23 protein-coding genes are annotated in these 17,797 nt (G+C 61.5%); 19 read left to right on the top strand and 4 right to left on the bottom strand.

The genetic code is table 11. From position 1 onward, the window contains the following. The first annotated feature begins 28 nt into the window (after positions 1 to 28). From OGM61_07965 to OGM61_07940, 6 genes are all read left to right on the top strand, one after another. On the top strand, positions 29 to 370 hold the full coding sequence (locus OGM61_07965) for a hypothetical protein (protein UYI83790.1): 342 nt from the start codon (positions 29 to 31) through the stop codon (positions 368 to 370). Continuing rightward, positions 346 to 2,568 carry an ATP-dependent RecD-like DNA helicase gene (locus OGM61_07960; protein UYI83789.1) on the top strand — a complete coding sequence of 741 codons (2,223 nt, stop codon included), beginning with the start codon at positions 346 to 348 and terminating at the stop codon, positions 2,566 to 2,568. The genes OGM61_07965 and OGM61_07960 overlap by 25 nt, the downstream gene beginning before the upstream one ends. After that, positions 2,565 to 3,218, top strand: coding sequence for a ComF family protein (locus OGM61_07955; GenBank protein ID UYI83788.1), 654 nt, complete (start codon positions 2,565 to 2,567; stop codon positions 3,216 to 3,218). The genes OGM61_07960 and OGM61_07955 overlap by 4 nt, the downstream gene beginning before the upstream one ends. A gap of 70 nt (positions 3,219 to 3,288) precedes the next feature. Next, entirely contained in the window at positions 3,289 to 4,317 is a 1,029-nt protein-coding gene (locus tag OGM61_07950; GenBank protein ID UYI85578.1) for a rod shape-determining protein, read from the top strand. Between the two features lie 35 nt (positions 4,318 to 4,352). Beyond that, positions 4,353 to 5,255 (top strand): TIGR01212 family radical SAM protein, encoded by a 903-nt coding sequence (locus OGM61_07945; GenBank protein ID UYI83787.1) that lies wholly within the window; start codon positions 4,353 to 4,355, stop codon positions 5,253 to 5,255. A 20-nt stretch (positions 5,256 to 5,275) separates the two neighbouring features. Then, a complete protein-coding gene (locus tag OGM61_07940) occupies positions 5,276 to 6,052 on the top strand; it encodes a hypothetical protein (protein ID UYI83786.1) in 777 nt (258 codons plus the stop codon). A 95-nt stretch (positions 6,053 to 6,147) separates the two neighbouring features. On the opposite strand, the gene OGM61_07935 is transcribed toward OGM61_07940, so the two are convergent. Continuing rightward, entirely contained in the window at positions 6,148 to 7,077 is a 930-nt protein-coding gene (locus OGM61_07935) for a lysophospholipase (protein ID UYI83785.1), read from the bottom strand. A gap of 93 nt (positions 7,078 to 7,170) precedes the next feature. Here OGM61_07935 and glpK point away from each other — a divergent pair, with 93 nt between their 5' ends. From glpK to OGM61_07885, 10 genes are all read left to right on the top strand, one after another. Continuing rightward, positions 7,171 to 8,676, top strand: a complete 1,506-nt coding sequence (glpK, locus tag OGM61_07930; GenBank protein ID UYI83784.1) for a glycerol kinase GlpK — start codon at positions 7,171 to 7,173, stop codon at positions 8,674 to 8,676. A 53-nt stretch (positions 8,677 to 8,729) separates the two neighbouring features. Further along, positions 8,730 to 9,902 carry a DUF1015 domain-containing protein gene (locus OGM61_07925; GenBank protein ID UYI83783.1) on the top strand — a complete coding sequence of 391 codons (1,173 nt, stop codon included), beginning with the start codon at positions 8,730 to 8,732 and terminating at the stop codon, positions 9,900 to 9,902. Between the two features lie 107 nt (positions 9,903 to 10,009). Next, positions 10,010 to 10,891 carry an ATPase, T2SS/T4P/T4SS family gene (locus OGM61_07920; GenBank protein UYI83782.1) on the top strand — a complete coding sequence of 294 codons (882 nt, stop codon included), beginning with the start codon at positions 10,010 to 10,012 and terminating at the stop codon, positions 10,889 to 10,891. Next, positions 10,888 to 11,400: a stage III sporulation protein AB gene (locus OGM61_07915; protein ID UYI83781.1), complete on the top strand. Its 513-nt coding sequence runs from the start codon at positions 10,888 to 10,890 to the stop codon at positions 11,398 to 11,400. The genes OGM61_07920 and OGM61_07915 overlap by 4 nt, the downstream gene beginning before the upstream one ends. A gap of 17 nt (positions 11,401 to 11,417) precedes the next feature. Then, positions 11,418 to 11,612 (top strand): stage III sporulation protein AC, encoded by a 195-nt coding sequence (spoIIIAC, locus tag OGM61_07910; protein UYI83780.1) that lies wholly within the window; start codon positions 11,418 to 11,420, stop codon positions 11,610 to 11,612. Next, positions 11,612 to 11,998 (top strand): hypothetical protein, encoded by a 387-nt coding sequence (locus OGM61_07905; GenBank protein ID UYI83779.1) that lies wholly within the window; start codon positions 11,612 to 11,614, stop codon positions 11,996 to 11,998. Before spoIIIAC ends, OGM61_07905 begins: the two co-directional genes overlap by 1 nt. After that, positions 11,995 to 13,104, top strand: coding sequence for a stage III sporulation protein AE (locus OGM61_07900; GenBank protein ID UYI83778.1), 1,110 nt, complete (start codon positions 11,995 to 11,997; stop codon positions 13,102 to 13,104). The genes OGM61_07905 and OGM61_07900 overlap by 4 nt, the downstream gene beginning before the upstream one ends. Next, positions 13,101 to 13,589, top strand: a complete 489-nt coding sequence (locus tag OGM61_07895) for a hypothetical protein (GenBank protein ID UYI83777.1) — start codon at positions 13,101 to 13,103, stop codon at positions 13,587 to 13,589. Before OGM61_07900 ends, OGM61_07895 begins: the two co-directional genes overlap by 4 nt. Beyond that, a complete protein-coding gene (locus OGM61_07890; GenBank protein ID UYI83776.1) occupies positions 13,586 to 14,080 on the top strand; it encodes a hypothetical protein in 495 nt (164 codons plus the stop codon). The genes OGM61_07895 and OGM61_07890 overlap by 4 nt, the downstream gene beginning before the upstream one ends. A gap of 13 nt (positions 14,081 to 14,093) precedes the next feature. Further along, positions 14,094 to 14,657: a SpoIIIAH-like family protein gene (locus tag OGM61_07885; GenBank protein UYI83775.1), complete on the top strand. Its 564-nt coding sequence runs from the start codon at positions 14,094 to 14,096 to the stop codon at positions 14,655 to 14,657. 93 nt (positions 14,658 to 14,750) lie between these two features. Here OGM61_07885 and OGM61_07880 read toward each other — a convergent pair whose 3' ends face one another. The 3 genes from OGM61_07880 to OGM61_07870 all read right to left on the bottom strand — a co-directional run bounded on the left by OGM61_07880 (position 14,751) and on the right by OGM61_07870 (position 16,535). Next, positions 14,751 to 14,966, bottom strand: a complete 216-nt coding sequence (locus OGM61_07880; protein UYI83774.1) for a helix-turn-helix transcriptional regulator — start codon at positions 14,964 to 14,966, stop codon at positions 14,751 to 14,753. Positions 14,967 to 15,217: 251 nt separating this feature from the next. Next, complete coding sequence (locus OGM61_07875) at positions 15,218 to 15,919, bottom strand: LytTR family DNA-binding domain-containing protein (protein ID UYI83773.1); 702 nt, start codon at positions 15,917 to 15,919, stop codon at positions 15,218 to 15,220. Continuing rightward, on the bottom strand, positions 15,897 to 16,535 hold the full coding sequence (locus OGM61_07870; GenBank protein ID UYI83772.1) for a GHKL domain-containing protein: 639 nt from the start codon (positions 16,533 to 16,535) through the stop codon (positions 15,897 to 15,899). The genes OGM61_07875 and OGM61_07870 overlap by 23 nt, the downstream gene beginning before the upstream one ends. Between OGM61_07870 and OGM61_07865 the strand changes: the two genes are divergently transcribed. From OGM61_07865 to nusB, 3 genes are all read left to right on the top strand, one after another. Further along, positions 16,534 to 16,752, top strand: a complete 219-nt coding sequence (locus OGM61_07865) for an S-layer homology domain-containing protein (GenBank protein ID UYI83771.1) — start codon at positions 16,534 to 16,536, stop codon at positions 16,750 to 16,752. The two genes, OGM61_07870 and OGM61_07865, sit on opposite strands and share 2 nt — an antisense overlap. Positions 16,753 to 16,884: 132 nt before the next feature. After that, positions 16,885 to 17,247, top strand: coding sequence for an Asp23/Gls24 family envelope stress response protein (locus tag OGM61_07860; protein ID UYI83770.1), 363 nt, complete (start codon positions 16,885 to 16,887; stop codon positions 17,245 to 17,247). 21 nt (positions 17,248 to 17,268) lie between these two features. Continuing rightward, the gene (gene nusB / locus OGM61_07855; protein UYI83769.1) at positions 17,269 to 17,796 is read left to right on the top strand and encodes a transcription antitermination factor NusB; all 528 of its coding nucleotides are present in this window, start codon (positions 17,269 to 17,271) and stop codon (positions 17,794 to 17,796) included. The last annotated feature ends 1 nt before the right edge of the window (position 17,797 follow it).

Below are 17,797 nucleotides of genomic sequence, written 5' to 3'. Positions count from 1 at the left end.
TACGCTGAAAGGAGAGGGGGCGGTGAACATGGTCATTCAGATCACCTTATGCGTTCTGCTGATCTTGGGCTTTGCCTGGCTGCTGTGGATGCTGGGCTGCGCGCTGCTCACGCCGGTGCGCTCCGGCAGGGACACGCGCATTACGCTCGTCGTGCAGGCGCGCGGGGACGCGCCGGAGCTGGAAAATCTTCTGCGCGGCGCGTTGTGGCTGCGCGAGAGCGGCACGGCCGCGGCGGACATTCTGCTCGTGGACTGCGGCCTGACGGAGGAGGCGGCCGCGCTGGCCGAGCGGCTGGCGCGGCAGTGCGAAGATCTGAAACTGTGCAATACAGAGGAAATTTGCCAATGGATGCAAACACCAATCCAATAGAATTATGCGGCACCGTCGCGGCGGTCATCTATCAGAACGAGGAAAACGGCTACACCGTGCTCAAGCTTGACGTGGATGACGGCAGCCAGACGATGGTTGTCGGCTGCATTCCGTACGCCGTGCCGGGCGAGTCCATGATCGTTACCGGCAGCTGGATGACGCACCCGGCACACGGCCAACAGTTCAAGGCCGAGTTTGCCGAGCGCACCATGCCGGAGACGGCGGACGCGATCTATGCCTACCTTGCCGGACGCGCCGTGCGCGGCATCGGCCCGGCGACGGCGTCACTGATGGTGTCGCGCTTCGGTGCCGACACGCTCAACGTGCTCGAATACGAACCGGAAAAGCTCTGCACGATCAAAGGCATCAGTCTCTCCAAGGCCAAGGCCATGTCGGCAAATTTCCGCCGTCAGGCCGGTATGCGCCGCCTGATCGAGTTTCTGGCCTCGGCGAACATCCGCCCGGTCATTGCCCTGCGGATGTACCAGTATTACGGGGATGATGCGCTCCAGCTCGTGCAGGACAACCCTTACATACTCGTTTCGGACGCCATCGGCGCAACATTTCAGGAGGCGGACGCGCTGGCGCTCGGCCACGGGTTTGACGATCAGAGCGCAGAGCGTGTCGCCGCGGCGACGCTGTATGAGCTCGCCTATAACGCCGTGCGCGGCCATTGCTTCATCTCGTACCGCAACCTGCTGGCGGCGACGTCGCAGCTCAGCGGCGTGCCGGACGAGCTGGTCGCCGAGAGCGTGGACACGCTCGTGCAGAGCGGCGAACTGGTGCGCGAGCGCGTCGCCGGGTGCGACGGATGCTATCTCGCGCGTCTGCACGAGGCGGAGGCCTACACGGCCGAGCGCCTGCTTGCCATGACGCAGACGGAGTACCGCCGCATGCCGGACACGGAGCAGATCGCCGCACGCATTGAAGCGCAGCTCGGTCTGACCTTTGCCGACCAGCAAAAGGAGACGCTGCGCCTCGCCTGCCAGCATCAGGTCATCGCCATCACCGGCGGCCCCGGCACAGGCAAGACGACCTCCATCCGCGCGATTCTCGCGCTGTTTGATGTGCTCAAGCTCGACACGCAGCTCGCCGCCCCGACGGGCCGCGCCGCCAAGCGCATGAGCGAGCTGACCGGCCGGAGCGCGCAGACGATCCACCGCCTGCTCGAGGCCGGCATGAGCGACGACCATCAGGACATCACTTTCCGGCGCGACGAGGACGACCCGCTCGAGTGCGACGCCGTCATCCTCGACGAGTGCTCCATGGTTGACATTTCGCTCATGTGCGCGCTGCTGCGCGCCATGCGCCCTGAGTGCCGGCTCATCCTCGTGGGCGATGCCGACCAGCTTCCGTCCGTTGGACCGGGCAACGTCTTTTCGGACATCATCCGCAGCGGCGTCGTGCCGACCGTGCGCCTGACGGAGATCTTCCGTCAGGCCGCCGGCAGCAGCATCGTCTCCTACGCGCACGCGATCAACCGCGGTGAGCACCCGAACCTTGCGCAAAACAGCGGGGACTTCTTCTTCCTCCGGCGTGCGGATGCGCAGAAGGCCGCCGACACGGTCGTCGAGCTGTGCCGGACGCGGCTGCCGAACAATATGAAGATCCCGCCGTCCGACATTCAGGTGCTCACGCCGACGCGCAAGTATGACACCGGCATGGCGGCACTGAATGTGCGCCTGCAGGCGGCGCTCAACCCGCCGTCGCCCGAGAAGAAGGAGCGGCGCTTCGGCGAGACCGTCTTTCGCGAGGGCGACCGCGTCATGCAGATCCGCAATGACTATGACATCGTGCTCAAAAACCCGGACGGTACGACCGCCGGAACGGGCGTCTATAACGGCGACGTCGGTCAGATCACGGCCATCGACCCGCAGACGGAGACGCTCGCCGTGTGCTACGACGGAAAGACCGCGACCTACGGCTTTGAGATGCTCAACGAGCTCGAGCACGCCTGGGTCATGACGGTGCACAAATCGCAGGGCAGCGAGTACCGCGCCGTTGTGCTCTGTATCGGCAGGGCCGGACCCATGTTACTCACGCGCAGCGTACTCTACACGGCCATCACGCGCGCCAAGTCCCTGCTCATCATCGTCGGCGACGAGGGCGCGGCCTATCACATGATCGACAACCAGACGCAGACTCGCCGCTACAGCGGCCTGCGCGCCCGGCTCTGCGGGGAGTGCGGTGCGATATGAAGGTGGTCACATTCCTGCTCGACCTGCTCTATCCGCCGCGGTGCGCATTCTGCCATGATTTTCTTGAGACCAGCCGCGAGGGCCTCTGCGCGCACTGCAAGACAGGTCTGCCCTTTGCACAAAACGGCGGGCGGCAGCACTTTCCATTTATCCCTGCGTGTGTTTCGCCGCTCAATTACGAGGGCAATGTGCGTGAATCGCTGCTGCGCTATAAATTCGGCGGCGCGACGGGGTACGCCAAGGTCTATGGCCGCCTCGTTGCCGGCACGGTGCGCGCGGAGCTGGCGGGGGAGTATGACCTCGTCACGTGGGTGCCGCTGAGCCGCAGGAGACTGCGCGAGCGCGGGTACGATCAGGCGCGTCTGCTGGCGAAAGCGACGGCGAAGGAGCTCGGCCTTCCGCTCACGCAGACGCTGCATAAGCAGCGCAACACGCAGCCGCAGTCCGGAACGGGCGACGCTGCCAAACGCCGCGCGAACATCACCGGCGCCTACCGCATGAAGCGGAGCGCGGACGTGACGGGAAAGCGCGTCCTGCTCATCGACGATGTCGTCACGACCGGCGCCACGCTCTCCGAGTGCGCGCGGGTGCTCGGCAAGGCGGGCGCGGAGCAGGTGGTGTGCGCCACGGTCGCGCGCTCCGCTGACTAAAACAGCCGCCGGACGGCTACGATTGACTATAACATCCGCTGTGCGGATGATACAGGAGTTTTGCTTTATGATGATTTTTGAACGTGACATTGCCATCGACCTCGGCACGACCAACATCCGCGTGTTCGTGCGCGGCAAGGGCATCATGCTGCGCGAGCCGTCCATCGTGGCGGTCGACAAGTACACCGGCCGCATGCTCAAGGTCGGTCAGGACGCGCAGAAGATGCTCGGCCGCACACCGGCGAACATCGTGGCCATCCATCCGATCAGCGCGGGCGTCATCTCGGACTATGACATGACGGCGCTCATGCTCAAGGAGCTGCTCTCGCGCGTGACGTCGTTCAGTCTCTTCAAGCCGCGCGTGCTCGTCACCGTGCCGAGCAGCGTGACCGGTGTGGAGGAGCGCAACGTCATCGACGCCGTCATCGAGGCCGGCGCGCGCAAGGTTTACCTTGTCGAGTCGGCCGTGGCCACGGCGGCCGGTGCGGGCGCGGATATCTCCAAGCCGGACGGCCATCTGGTCATCGACATCGGCGGCGGTACGACGGAGGTTGCGGTCGTCTCGCTCGGCGGCGTGGTCGAGAGCGAGTCCATCAAGACCGCCGGCGACGCCTTTGACGAGGCGATCGTGCGCTATGTGCGCCGCAAGCACAACATTCTCATCGGCAAGCGCACGGCCGAGGAGCTCAAGATCGGCATCGCGTGCCTCGTCCCGCGCGCCGAGGTCGGCATTCAGGAGGTCAAGGGCCGCTGCCTGACGACTGGCCTGCCGAAATCCGTGAAGATCAGCTCCGTCGAGCTCGTGGAGGCCATCGCCGAGCCCGCGCGCGACATACTCGAGACCATCCACATGGTGCTTGAGCGTACGCCGCCGGAGCTCGTGGCCGATGTGGCGCAAAACGGCATCATCATGGCCGGCGGCGGCAGCCTGATCTACGGTTTCGACCAGCTCGTGGAAAAGGACACCGGCATCCGCACGACCGTCGTGGACGACGCGCTCTCGTGCGCGGCGTTCGGCAGCGGCAAGATGCTCATGAATCTCAACGACATGCAAGACGGTATGGTCAATCTCGCGCGCAAGCGCCAGATGAAGGCATAAACACAAAGGCCGGACATCCCCGGCCTTTTTCTTCCATGTATTATCACACTTTGAACGAGGAGCTGCGCCGCCGCTTCGGCTGCAAGGTCTATAAGCTCGCGCTCGACGGCGGCTTTACCTGTCCGAACCGGGACGGGACTATCGGTGCGCGCGGCTGTATTTTCTGCGCCGGGGACGGTTCCGGTGCCTTCGCCGCTGACCGCGCACTGGACATCCCGCAGCAGATCGAGGCGGCCAAGGTGCGCGTGGCCGGTAAAAACGGCGGCGGTAAATACATTGCCTATTTTCAGAACTTCACGAACACTTATGGCAGTCTCGCGCGCATGGAGCAACTGTTCACGCAGGCGCTTGCGCCGGAGGACGTTGTGGCGCTGTCGGTCGCCACGCGGCCGGACTGCCTGCCGGATACTGTGATCGCGCTGCTGCAGCGGCTGAACACGGAAAAGCCCGTCTGGGTCGAGCTCGGCCTGCAGACCATCCATCCGCAGAGCGCGGCCTATATCCGCCGCGGCTACGATCTGCCGGTGTTTGACGGTGCGGTCCGCCGTCTCCGCGCGGCCGGTCTGGAGGTCATTGTGCACCAGATTCTCGGCCTGCCGGGGGAGACGGATGCGCAGATGGTGCAGACCGCGCGCTATATCGGTCAGAGCGGGGCGCAGGGCATCAAGCTGCACCTGCTGCATGTGCTGCGCGGCACGGATCTGGCGGCGGATTATGCTGCCGGAAAGTTCGAGGTGCTCACGCCGGAGCACTATATCGACCTGCTCGAGCAGTGTCTGTGCGTCCTCCCGCCGGAGGTAGTTATCCACCGCCTGACCGGCGACGGCGCCAAGCGTGACCTCATCGCGCCGCTCTGGAGCGCGGACAAAAAGCGCGTGCTCAATGCGATCCACGCAGCTTTCGCGCGCGACGATCTGGTGCAGGGGTCGGAACTGTAACGTTATTTCAGGTACTGACTATGAGAAGAGAAACAGATTTTATTCATGGAATATGCGAATTCTGCAGGCGAATGGATTCGGCATATCCAGGCACTCCAAAAGATGATATTGAAGTTAAACTCGTGGAGCATATTTCGTGCCGGGAGTTCCTTGCCTTGAGGGGTTTTGCGCGAGATTTGTGTACTGGCATTTCGAGATTTTTGGCATATTCACGCGAAAACGAAACTGTCTCCATCGCCATGCGTATCAAAGACCACGGACTCTATTTGTGCAATTATTACGACCGGCAAAAGTCATACGGAACCATTGCCGCGGCTGATAGAGAAAAAGCTTTCTCAAACGTGAAATGGCTTTTCAGAAGGAAGCTGTGCGCATCACATTCGACCGGTATCACAGGCTTGTTCCGGACATTCTCGCAGCTTTTGCATTATCAAGTGCTGACGGATGCTGCCGGGAATGAACTGCTTTGTTTATGCGATGACCATAGAAAGACCATTCCGCTTTCCGTAGAGGACAAAACGGCATATGAGGCTGGAAACAACCACGAGCATTTGTTGGACGATATTTCGGACGAAGCGTTTTCTGAACTTGTTGCAGACGCACCTGTTCTTTGCAGGCTCATCTATTGCAATATCAAGATGCAGTATCCGCAGAGAAAGCTTGCAGTTTATGTTGCAGTAAGCCGCCATGATTCCCTCACGATTCGTTTCCATCAGGTGTGGACGGGAGAACCTCCGTACTATGATCCGGAAGATTTTTCATCCGGGGATGAACGCGTTTTTTCTGTCATCGACTAGGCGCTTTATAAAAATACTGCGGGCGGTGCATCAGCACCGCCCGCAGCTTATATAATTTGCCGTGATGAACTGTGGTAATGTATCGACCGAGGAAATCAAATCTTACTGTTGAGCCAGTCGAGGATATCGGCATAGACCTCGTCCTTGTTGAGCTCATTGAGCATCTCGTGGCGGCCGTCCTTATAGAGCTTGAGCTTTACGTCCTTGCAGCCGACCTTCAGGAAGCGGTTATAGACCTTCTTGACGCCCTCGCCGTAGTTACCGACCGGGTCGCCGTCGCCGGCCATGAAATAGACCGGGGTGGCCTTGTTCATCTTGTTGAGGTTTTCCGTCTTCCAGATATACTGCAGGCCGCCCATCATATCATGGAACATGCCGGCGGTCGCCATCGCGCCGCAGAGCGGGTCGGCGATGTACTGATCCACGATCGCTTCGTCGCGGGTGAGCCAGTCGAGCTTTGTGCGCACGTGGTCATATTTCTTGTTATAGCTGCCGAAGGCAAGCTTGTCGAGCGTGGGGCTGTGATACATGGGGCCGTTGTCGATCATCTCGAGCTTTGCCATGAGCTTGCCGGCGGCGACGACGGCGGCCGGGTTCTGGCCGGTGCCGCTGATGATGACGCCCTTGAGCCCCTCCGGATGGTCAATAATATAGGTGCGGGTCAGGAAGCTGCCCATGCTGTGGCCGAACAGGAAGTAGGGGACGTCGGGATACTTGGCGGCGGTCAGCTTATGGAGCTGATCCATGTCGCTCACGACATCGTTCCAGCCGTCCTTTTCCGCGAAGAAGCACAGCTCCTGCTCGTTTTCGGCGGTCTTGCCGTGGCCGAGGTGGTCGTTTGCGACGACGGCAAAGCCGTGATTGGCCAGAAACTCCATGAATGGGGCGTAACGATAGATATGCTCGGCGACGCCGTGCGCGATCTGCAAAACGGCGCGGACTTCGCCGTCGGGGGTGCATTCTCTTGCAAATACCTTGTGTTTCCCGTCAGTGGATAAAAACCTGAAATCATGAAAAGATGGCATAGCAATACTCCTCCAGTTGTGATATACTAAATGCTACCTGAATTGTATTCCAATTGACGGATTCCGTCAAGTCTATGGAGGTTAATGTTAATTATGAACGGCTACATCATTGCACTTGACCAGGGTACAACCAGTTCCCGCTCCATTATCTTCGACAGTAAGGGCAACATTGTGTCTCTGGCGCAGTATCCTTTTACGCAGATCTACCCGAAGCCGGGCTGGGTAGAGCATGATCCGATGGTCATCCTTGAGAGCCAGATGCTTGCCATGAGCGAGGCGTTTGAAAAGAGCGGCCTGTCGCCGACGGACATCGCTGGCATCGGCATCACGAACCAGCGCGAGACGACGATCGTCTGGGACAAGAACACGGGCAAGCCCATCTATAACGCGATCGTCTGGCAGTGCCGCCGCACGGCGCCCATCTGCGATCAGCTCACGGCCGACGGTCTTGGCCCGTATGTGAAGGAGAAGACCGGCCTGCTCATCGACGCCTATTTTTCCGGCACGAAGATCAAGTGGATCCTCGATAACGTTCCGGGTGCGCGCGAGCGCGCCGAGCGCGGCGAGCTGCTGTTCGGCAATGTGGACTCGTGGCTCATCTGGAATCTGACCGGCGGCCGCGCCCATGTGTCGGACTATTCCAACTGCTCGCGCACGATGCTGTTTGACATTGATAATCTCTGCTGGGACGAGGAGCTCTGCGCGCGTCTCGGCGTTCCGATGAGCATGCTGCCGACGCCGGTGCCGTCGTCCATGGTGTACGGACAGGTGACGGCAGGTCTGCCGGGACTGGAGACGCTCGAGGGCATTCCGGTCTGCGGCAGCGCCGGTGATCAGGCGGCCGCCCTGCTTGGGCAGGCGTGCATCGTGCCGGGCCAGGCGAAAAATACATACGGCACCGGCTGCTTCACGCTCATGAACACCGGTAGCAAATCCGTGCGCAGCGTCAGCGGTCTGGTCACGAGCGTTGCGTGGTCGGTCAACGGTAAGACGACCTATGCGCTCGAGGGCAGCGTGTTCAATGCCGGCAGCTCCATCCAGTGGCTGCGCGACGAGCTCGGCCTGATCGGCACGGCGCATGAGTGCGATATCCTGGCCGAGAGCGTGCCGGACAACGGCGGCGTGTATCTTGTGTCCGCGTTCACCGGTCTCGGCGCGCCGCGCTGGGATATGTACGCCCGCGGCGCGATCGTCGGCCTCACGCGCGGCAGCAACAAGGCACACATCGCCCGCGCCACGCTTGAGGGCATCGCATATCAGGTCAAGGACCTGCTCGATGCCATGCAGGTCGATGCCGAGAGCCCGATCTCCGTCCTGCGTGTGGACGGCGGCGCGTCCGTCAGTTCGTTTTTGATGCAGTTTCAGGCGGATATGCTGCGCGTGCCGATCGACCGGCCGAAGCTGGTCGAGACGACGGCGTTCGGCGCGGCGTTCCTCGCCGGTATTGCCAGCGGCGTCTGGGAGAGCGTGGACGATATTGCGCTCCTGCGCCAGTCTGACCGTATTTTCAAGCCCGAAATGGATGCCGAGCAGGCAAAGCAGTATCACGATAACTGGCTGCGCGCCGTCGGCAGAGCGGAAAAGTGGAGCCAGGAATGAACCTGAACCTGTTTTTTACCCCAACGGATATTCTATTGCCGGCGCATGCGGATATGCGGCGCTGGAGCGTCATTGCCTGTGACCAGTTCACGGCGGATGCCGGCTATTGGCAGGCAGTGCAGGACACCGTCTGCGACGCGCCGTCCACGCTGCGGCTGATGCTGCCGGAGTTTTACCTCGGCAAGTGCGATGAGGCTGCGGCGACGCGCGAGATCCAGCAGACCATGCGCCGTTACCTCGATGACGGCGTGTTCCGCACCGTGCCGCACAGCCTTGTGCTCGTGCAGCGCACGCTGCCGGGCGGCGCCGTGCGCTGCGGCGTTGTCGGCGCGCTCGATCTGGAGGCGTATGATTACGCGCCGGACTCCGTCACGCCGATCCGCGCGACGGAGGGCACGGTCGCCTCGCGCCTTCCGGCGCGTGTGCGCATCCGTGCGGCGGCGGCGCTGGAGATGCCGCACATCATGGTGTTTTACAGCGATCCGGAGGATACGATCCGCCGGGAAGCGCAGGCGGCGGCCGGCGAAACGCTGTATGATTTTGACCTCATGTCCGGCGGCGGTCACGTTCGTGGTCTGCGCATTGCGGGCGCGAAGGCGGATGTGCTTGCCGCGCGCCTGTGCGCGACCGGCGTCGGCACGGACGGCGCGCACCCCATGCGCTTTGCCATCGCGGACGGCAACCACAGTCTGGCGGCAGCCCGTCTGTGCTGGCTGGAGAAGAAACAAACGCTCACGCCCGAGCAGGCGGCGGCCGATCCCGCGCGCTACGCACTCGTTGAGCTTGTGAACCTGCACAGCCCGGCCGTGACGTTTGAACCCATCCACCGCGTGCTCTTCGGTACCGATGCGTCCAAATGGATGCAGGCGGCGGAGACGGCGCTGGCATCCACTGACGGCAGCGGCTATGCGATCTCCCTGATCGCCGGGCGTGCGCGCCGCGACATTCTCGCCAAGGGCGCGTCGCTCGGTGAAGCGATCGCCGCGATGGATGTGTTCTGCACGGCCTATCTCGCGGAAAACGGCGGCTCGGTCGATTATATCCACGGCGACGATGAGGCGATCGCCCTTGCGGCCGGTGATGGCTGCTGCGGAATCCTCATGCCGCGCATGGATAAGGCGGAGCTCTTTACGTCGGTGCTGCGCTCCGGCCCGTTCCCGAAAAAGAGCTTTTCCATCGGCCTCGGCGCGGACAAGCGCTATTACCTCGAGTGCCGCAAACTGTAATTCGTAACTATCTTACCTGAGAGGCAGCCAATCGGCTGTCTCTTTTTTTGTTCTGCCGCGCGCGGCGCGTGCATAGGATGTGGCAGAACAAAAGAGGAGGGACCACCATGATCTTCACAAATCAGGCGCTGGCGCTGTTCCCGCCGGCGCTGGGACAGGCCATTGCGAACACGCAGCGCGACCGGCAGGAACTCGTGGAAGAGATCTGCTGCCGCATCGGCCAGGTGCCCGTGCTGCTGACGCAGGCGCATGTATATCCGGCGGAATGCCGCGCCATTCTGGCGGGTGATCTGGACTATCTGCTCGAGCGCGCGACGGGAGCGTCCGTTTACGCGGCTGGAGAACAGATCCGGCAGGGGTACTTACAGACGGCCGGCGGCTGCCGCGTCGGGCTTTGCGGCTGCGCTTACGGACAGGCTGCCGGGCAGATCGACGGCATCCGGCAGCTGAGCTCCGTGTCTGTGCGCATCCCGCACGCGGTGCCCGGCTGTGCCGATGCGCTTTTGCCGCAGCTGCTCCGCGATGGGTTTTGCAGTACGCTCATCCTCTCGCCGCCCGGCAGCGGGAAAACGACGCTGCTGCGCGAGTGTGTGCGCCGCCTGTCCGATATGGGCACGCGCATCTCGCTCATGGACGAGCGCGGCGAGATCGCGGCCGTGCAGAACCGCGCGCCGCAGTTTGACGTCGGGGCAAATACGGACGTGATGACCGGCGGGCAGAAGGCAGCCTGCTGCATGATGCTCCTGCGCGCCATGCGGCCGGATGTGCTGGCGTTTGACGAGATCAGCGCGCCGGAGGACATCGAGGCCATCCGCATCGCCGCCGGCTGCGGCGTCGCACTGCTGGCGACGGCGCACGCGCAGAGCGTTGCGGCGCTGCGGCACAGGGCGCTGTACCGCGCACTGCTGGACGAGCATATTTTCCGCCGCGCCGTGTGCATCACGCGCAGCGACGGCGAGCGCGTCTATACCGTTGAGGATCTGACATGACGCGCCTGCACTGGGTGGGAGCGGCGCTGGTGTTTCTGGGCAGTACGGCCGCCGGATTCGCGCTGCGGCAGGAGCTGCGGCTGCGGCTGCGCCTGCTCACGGCGGTGATCGACAGCCTGAACCTGCTGCGCAGCGATATCGTCGGCCGTCTGCTGCCGCTGCCGGAGGCGCTGCGCCATCTGGCGGCGGGCGCGCCCGAGCCGCTGAGCACGCAATATGCCGCGCTCGCAGATGGTATCACGGACGGCGGCCGGCCGTTTTCCGAGAGCTGGGCGGCCGCGTTTCAGGCGCTGGACATGCTGACGCCCGATGTGCGCGCAGCGCTGCTGACGCTGGGCGAACAGCTTGGCAAGTATGACGCGCAGATTCAGCGCCGCGCGCTGGACACCTGCATCGAGACGCTGCAGGCTGCTGCGGCGCAGATGCAGGCGGACACGACACAGCGCGGAAAACTCTTTTGCGGCCTCGGCGCGACGCTTGGTCTGCTCGCCGCCGTGGCTCTGTTTTGATTACACAGGAGGCGCTTATGGACGTTGACCTTGTCTTTAAGATTGCGGCGATCGGTATTCTGGTCGCCGTGCTCAATATCCTGCTCTCGCGCGCCGGGCGCGACGAGCAGGCGCTCATGACGACCATTGCCGGTCTGGTCGTGGTGCTGGTGCTGGTGATCCAGAAGATCAGCGAGCTGTTCGATTTAATCAAGAGCCTGTTTTCCCTGTGATGGAGCCGGTCTTTCAGGCGATTATCATCGTGGTCATTGCCGCCGCTGCCGCCGCCACGGTCTACAAGACCGTGCCGGGCATGTCGCTTCTGCTGAGCATGGCGGCAGCACTGCTGGCGCTGTTTTTGTGCATCGGTCTGCTGGAGCCGCTGGCGGCGTTTTTCCGCGATGCGATCGCGGTCAGCAAGCTCTCCGGCGTCTACACCGGGCCGCTGCTCAAGTGCATGACCATCAGCATCCTGACGATGATCGGGGAGAGCCTCTGCAAAGACGCCGGACAGGCTGCCGGCGCCTGCGCGGTGCAGCTCGTTGGCGTGGCGGCAGCGCTCTATGCCGCGCTGCCGCTGATGCGCACGTTTTTGACCATGATCGGAGAATGCTTATGAAAAAGCGGCTGCTTGTGCTTTTGACTGTGCTGCTGGTGCTGGCGGCGTGTACGCCGGGGGCGTTTGCCTACGATGTTGCGGCTGAGCAGGCAGCGGATTTCGGCACGGCGTCGCTGGAATCCGCGCTTCCGGAGCAGGCATATGACGCCTTCGGTGAACTGTCCGTTGCGGATGCCGCGCAGCCGCAGTCCCTGCTCGCAAAGCTCTGGGCCTATGTGCTGCACGAGGGCGGCGGGGCCGTCGCGTCGGCGGCGCGCAATGCGGCGCTGCTGCTGGCGATCGTGTTTCTGTCGGCGCTGTGCGCGTCCCTTTCCGTGAGCGGCGCCTGCGGAAAGGTCACGCAGATGGCCGGCACGGTGGCGGTCGCCGCGCTGAGCGTTACGCACGTGACCTCATGCATCACCGCGGGCAGCGAGGCACTTGCAACGCTGCGGGATTTTTCCAAGATCCTGCTGCCGAGCATGTGTGCCGCCGCGGCGGCGAGTGGCGCGGCGACGTCGGCGGCCACAAAATACGCGGCGACTTCACTGTTTCTGGATGTGCTTCTGTCCGCGGAGACAGCGGTGCTCCTGCCGCTGCTGTATCTGTACGCAGGTACGGTCATCTGCGGCACAACGCTCGAAAACGACGTGCTTGCGTCCCTCAGCGGTCTGCTGCGCAAGGCGTTCCGGCTGCTGCTCATCGGCTTTGCGAGCGTGTTCACGCTCTACCTGTCGCTGACGGGCATCCTCACCGGCTCGGCGGATGCAGCCGCAGCCAAGGCAGTCAAGACGGCCGTCTCTGCCGCGCTTCCGGTCGTCGGCAGCATCGTGGCCGATGCGGCGTCCACGGTCACTTCCAGCGCCGCGATCCTGCGCAGCGGCATTGGCATCGTCGGCGTCGTCAGTGTCGCCGCTATGTGCGTCACGCCGTATTTGCAGTTCGCCGTGCACTATGTCCTGTATAAGCTTGCCGCCGGTATCGCCGAATCGTTCGCGGACAAGCGTGTCGGGCGGCTGATCGACGGCTTTGCGGACGTGTACGGTTTCCTGCTGGGGATGGTCGGCGTGGCGTCGCTCATTTTGTTCCTCTCGATCGTGTCGAGTATGAAGGCGGTGACAGGATGATGGAATCTCTGCGTGCCTGGCTGCTCAGTCTGGCGGGCGTGGCGCTGCTGACGGCGCTGGCGTCGCTGTTTCCGACGTCGGAGAGCCTGCGGCGCGTCACGAAGCTGGTCGGCGGCGTTGCCCTGACGTGCCTGCTGTTCTCGCCGCTGGTGACGTTCGATTATGACGCTTATGCCGCCGCGCTGCAGGACTATCACGTCTCGGTGTCGACGGACGGCGCGGTGTCCGACAGCAGCGAGCGATTGCAGCGCACGGTCATAGAATCGGAAATGCGCACATATATATTGGACAAAGCCGCGCAGTGCGGCGCTGCGCTCGACGATGCGCAGGTCACGCTGCAGTGGAGCACCGACGGCTACTGGTATCCGCAGTCCGTCCGCCTGGTCACATCCGGGCCGGCAGCAGAAAACAGCCGCCTGGCGCAGATCATCGAGGCCGACCTCGGGGTCCCGCGCACGCGGCAGGAATGGAGCAGTACATCATGAACACACGAAAACTCAGCGCTTTCGCAGCCAAGTATAAATACGTTCTCATCATCCTGCTCGCGGGGCTGATTCTGCTCCTGCTGCCGACCGGCAGCAGGACAAAGGCCAAGACGGCGCAGGCGGCAGCCGTTTCCGAGCAGACACAGCCGCAGACGATCCAGGCCGAGGAGCAGCGCCTGACAACGCTCCTGCAGCAGATCAACGGCGCGGGACAAGTGCGGGTGCTGCTGTCCTACCGCTGCTCGGCCGAGCGGGAGCTGGCGACGGATGATAGCGGTGAGCCGACCATCATCTCTGCCGGCGGCGGGGCACAGGAGGCGGTGGAGCTCAAGACGGTCAGCCCGCAGTATCTCGGCGCAGTCGTCGTCTGTGACGGGGCGGATTCGCCGCAGGTGCAGCTCGCCGTCACGCAGGCAGTGGCACAGTTTACCGGCCTGAGCATGGATCACATCTCCGTGCTCCGAAAGGAGCCGGATCCGCAATCTAAATAACGGGAGGGCGACTATGAAAAAAACCAAACGAAACATTGCGATCATTGTGGTGCTGCTGTTTGTCTGCGCCGCGATCTACTTTAACTGGTCGTACAACACCCAGTGGGGAAAGGCGGACGCCGAAATGGCCGCCGCCGAGGACGCCGCAACGGCGGCGGTCAAGGCGGAGGAGGAAGCGGCCGCAGCGTCGGCGTCGGCATCCGATGATTACTTTGCCAAAGCGCGTCTGACGCGCCAGCAGTCGCGCGACGAGGCACTGTCGCTGCTCAAGTCAGCCTCGACGGCCGAGGGCGCTTCGCAGGCGACGATCGACAGCGCCATGAGTGCCATCTCTGCCATGGCGAGCGACTCCATGACCGAGACGCAGATCGAAAATCTCCTGCTGGCCAAGGATTTTTCCGAGTGTGTGGTCTATATCACGGATGAGGGCATCACGGTCGCCGTGCCCGCGCCGGCTGATGGGCTGAGCACGGCACAGGTCGCAACCATCACGGACACCATCGTCAAAGAAACGGACTATACCGCGCCGCAGATCAAGGTCATTGAGGTCAAGGCCGACGCGCAGGACGCGCAGTGAACCATCCTGTAAAACACATCCCCGCTCCGACCGGAGCGGGGATGCTGCTATTTTCAAGAAGAAACTGCCCATTTCATGATCGGAAACGGGCAGTTACGGTTCTTCGGTTTCGTCCGGAATATAGGCCAGCACATCCTCCACGCGGCAGGAGAGAATGCGGCAAAGGTCATTGGGCGTCGCGGTGGTAATATTGCGGTTGTGCTTGAGAGAGTCCAATGTGCCGCGGCTGAACGAATCGTTTTTGATCAGGGCGTAGGTCGTGATGCGCCGCTGCTTCATCGTCTCCCATAGTGGGGCGTAGGTGATCATGCCCATGCCTCCTCACTGTCCGATATTTCGTACTTTTCCTTCTTATTATATTGTCCTAATGTTAACTTGACCATTCCCAAGTATGGGGTACAGCGCATTCGGGCCTCATAAAAAGCGTAAATACCGGACGACTCTGCCGGTGACCTGCGAGCAGATCACTGCGACTTTGAGGGCGTTTTGCAAGCGCGTAAAGAAGCAATGAAAATACGATCCCCTCTGATTCTGACGGAATCAGAGGGGGATCGTTTATCTCAAATGTGGATCAATTCATGTAAAAACCGCTGTTTGGCCTCCTGAAGATAAGTGCGGCTGATCGGAATGCCAGATCCGCTGTCCATGGTGAAATGGTTGCTGCCGATCGCCTGCACATGTTTGAGATTTACCCAGCAGCTCTGGTGGCAGCGGACGAAATGGCCGGACCCGCTGATCAGCGTTTCGGGTGATTCCTGCGTCAGGAAAACGCCCTGCTGCGTAATCACTTTTGTCTTGCGCAGATTACGCTCCAGATACAGTACATCCTGCAGCGCGATCACGTGCGTGCTGCCATCTTTCTGCGCCGTGATCTGCACAGAACGATCGCCCAGCGCGGTCAGGGCTTGATGCAGCGCAGGGCCGATCCGCTGGTGGAGCTGCGACTTTAGGATAAAGTAGATATGTTCGGTTTCGTATACCTCTGTTGCATAGCTGAGGTAGCTGCTGAGGAAAATGATCTGGCAGAAGGGCGCGTACTGCTTCATGCTTTGCGCCAAACGGATGCCATCCTGTTCCGGCATGCAGATATCCAGCAGGGCAATGTGCGGCTGACAGTCGGTTTTGCGCAGGTGTTCCAGCAACAGTGTGGGATCGCGGAAATCGGAGATGTCTGCAGGTGTAGATCCGAGTGTGTCCCGAATACCTTTAACGATTTCTTTACAGCAAAGCGCATCATCGTCACACACAACTATTTTCAGCATAAATTGCATTACCTTCTTTTGCCTGGCCCAGCTTCAGAAATACGGACACGGAATAATTACCATTTCCTGTTTCGCTCATACAGCTGCCCTGGTACTTTTCTGCGACTGACTTCAAGATCTGCATTCCCACGCCGCGCTCCAGCTCTGGAATGCGGCGCTGTTTGCGTCCCTCCGGTTCAGGTACAGCGGGATTGGATTCCGTAATGACCAGATACCCCCTTTCAATGTGCGCATTCAGCTCGATTTTGGGATTTTCGAGCTTTGCGCACGCCTCGACGGCGTTATCCATGAGATTGCCGAACACGATGACAAGGTCCGTGTTCGAGACCGGCAGCTCGACCGGCAGAATAATGTGCGTCTCAACAGTGATCCCTTGTGCCTTTGCCTCCTGAACGCGGCCATAGAGGAAGGCGTCAATGACCGGGTTGTCGCACTGCCCGAGTTGTGAACTGCGCTGATTCTCGGCCAGAAATTGCCCGGCGTACTCCGTTGCCTCCTGCTGCTGACCGTTTTCAAGCAGATACCGGATCGTATTGACGTGGTGCAGAATGTCGTGCCGGATGCGGCGGTTAGCCTCGTACTGCGAAGTCAGGGCTGTATAGTGGCTCAGCTGCATGGTCGATCGGACCTGGAAGCCGGATGATCTGAGCCGCTTTGTGGATGCCGGCAGCGTCGGCTCCTGGGCGCTGGACGCGATGAAGGACGCCGTTGCGATCAACGCGATCTCCGGCGTCCCGGTCGACGGCCGCCTGTACATCCAGCCGGCCAGAAACGCGACACGCGCGGAGGCTGCAAAGATCCTGATGATGTTCCATGAGACGATGACCAAGTAATTCCAAGTATGCGGATGCACCCTGTGAATCTCACGGGGTGCATCTTTTTGCCGGACGGGAAACATTTTTCTTTCTTTTTGCCGCTGCGCGTGGTACACTATACTGTACAATTTTATCGGGAGGTATTTTTCTATGCCGGAAAATTATATTACTTGCCAGGATGAAAAGGGCAGCATCAATATCTCTGAGGACGTCGTTGCCGCCATGGTGCGCGCAGCGATCACGGAAGTGGACGGCGTCGCCGGTGTTGCGACCTCTACCGGTACGGAGCTGGCCGAGCTGCTCGGCATCAAGTCTGCCGCCAAAGGCATCAAGGTGCAGATCGTCGACGGCACGATGACGGTCGATACGATCATTACGGTGCGCTATGGCTGCAGCGTCGTGGCGGTCGCAAAGGCCGTGCAGGAATCGGTCACGAGCGCGGTCGAGTCCATGACCGGCATGGGCAAGCCCATTGTGAACGTGCATGTGTCCGGTGTGGCCTTCGACAAATAAAGAAAAGCAGGAGTAATCACTATGACAAGAACGGTTGCGCGTGAGATCGCGATCCAGCTCAGCTTTGCCGCGCAGCTCGCCGGGGACGATGCCCGCGAGACGGCGGATACTTTCTTCAGCCGCGAGTATTTTGCGACGCTGGCGGAGGAAGACCCGCTGTTTCTGGAATATCCGGACGAGAAGCAGCTCGATTATATCCGCCGGCTGACCGGTTTGGTCTATGACCATATGTACGAGCTCAACCACATGATCGAAAAATATGCCCGCGGCTGGCGGCTGGAGCGCATTTCCCGTGTTGCCGCGGCGATCATGCGCTGCGCCATGTGCGAGATCCTCTATATGGACGACGTACCGAATGCCGCCGCGATCAATGAGGCGGTGGAACTGGCCAAGGGCTATGAAGAGCCGGAGACGGTGGCGTTTATCAACGGCGTGCTCGGCAGCTTTGTGCGCGGCGAGGTCGAGCCGGAGGCCGAAGCGGAAGAAGCATCCGCTGAAGCGCCGGCCGATGAACCGGAGCAGACGCCCGAGAACGGCGCCGAAGCCTGAC

Source organism: Clostridiales bacterium, from assembly GCA_025757645.1.
In the GTDB taxonomy this organism is placed as follows: domain Bacteria; phylum Bacillota; class Clostridia; order Oscillospirales; family Oscillospiraceae; genus CAG-103.
The sequence above is the reverse complement of the archived record's forward strand: the minus strand, read 5'-3'. Positions and strand labels throughout refer to the sequence as shown.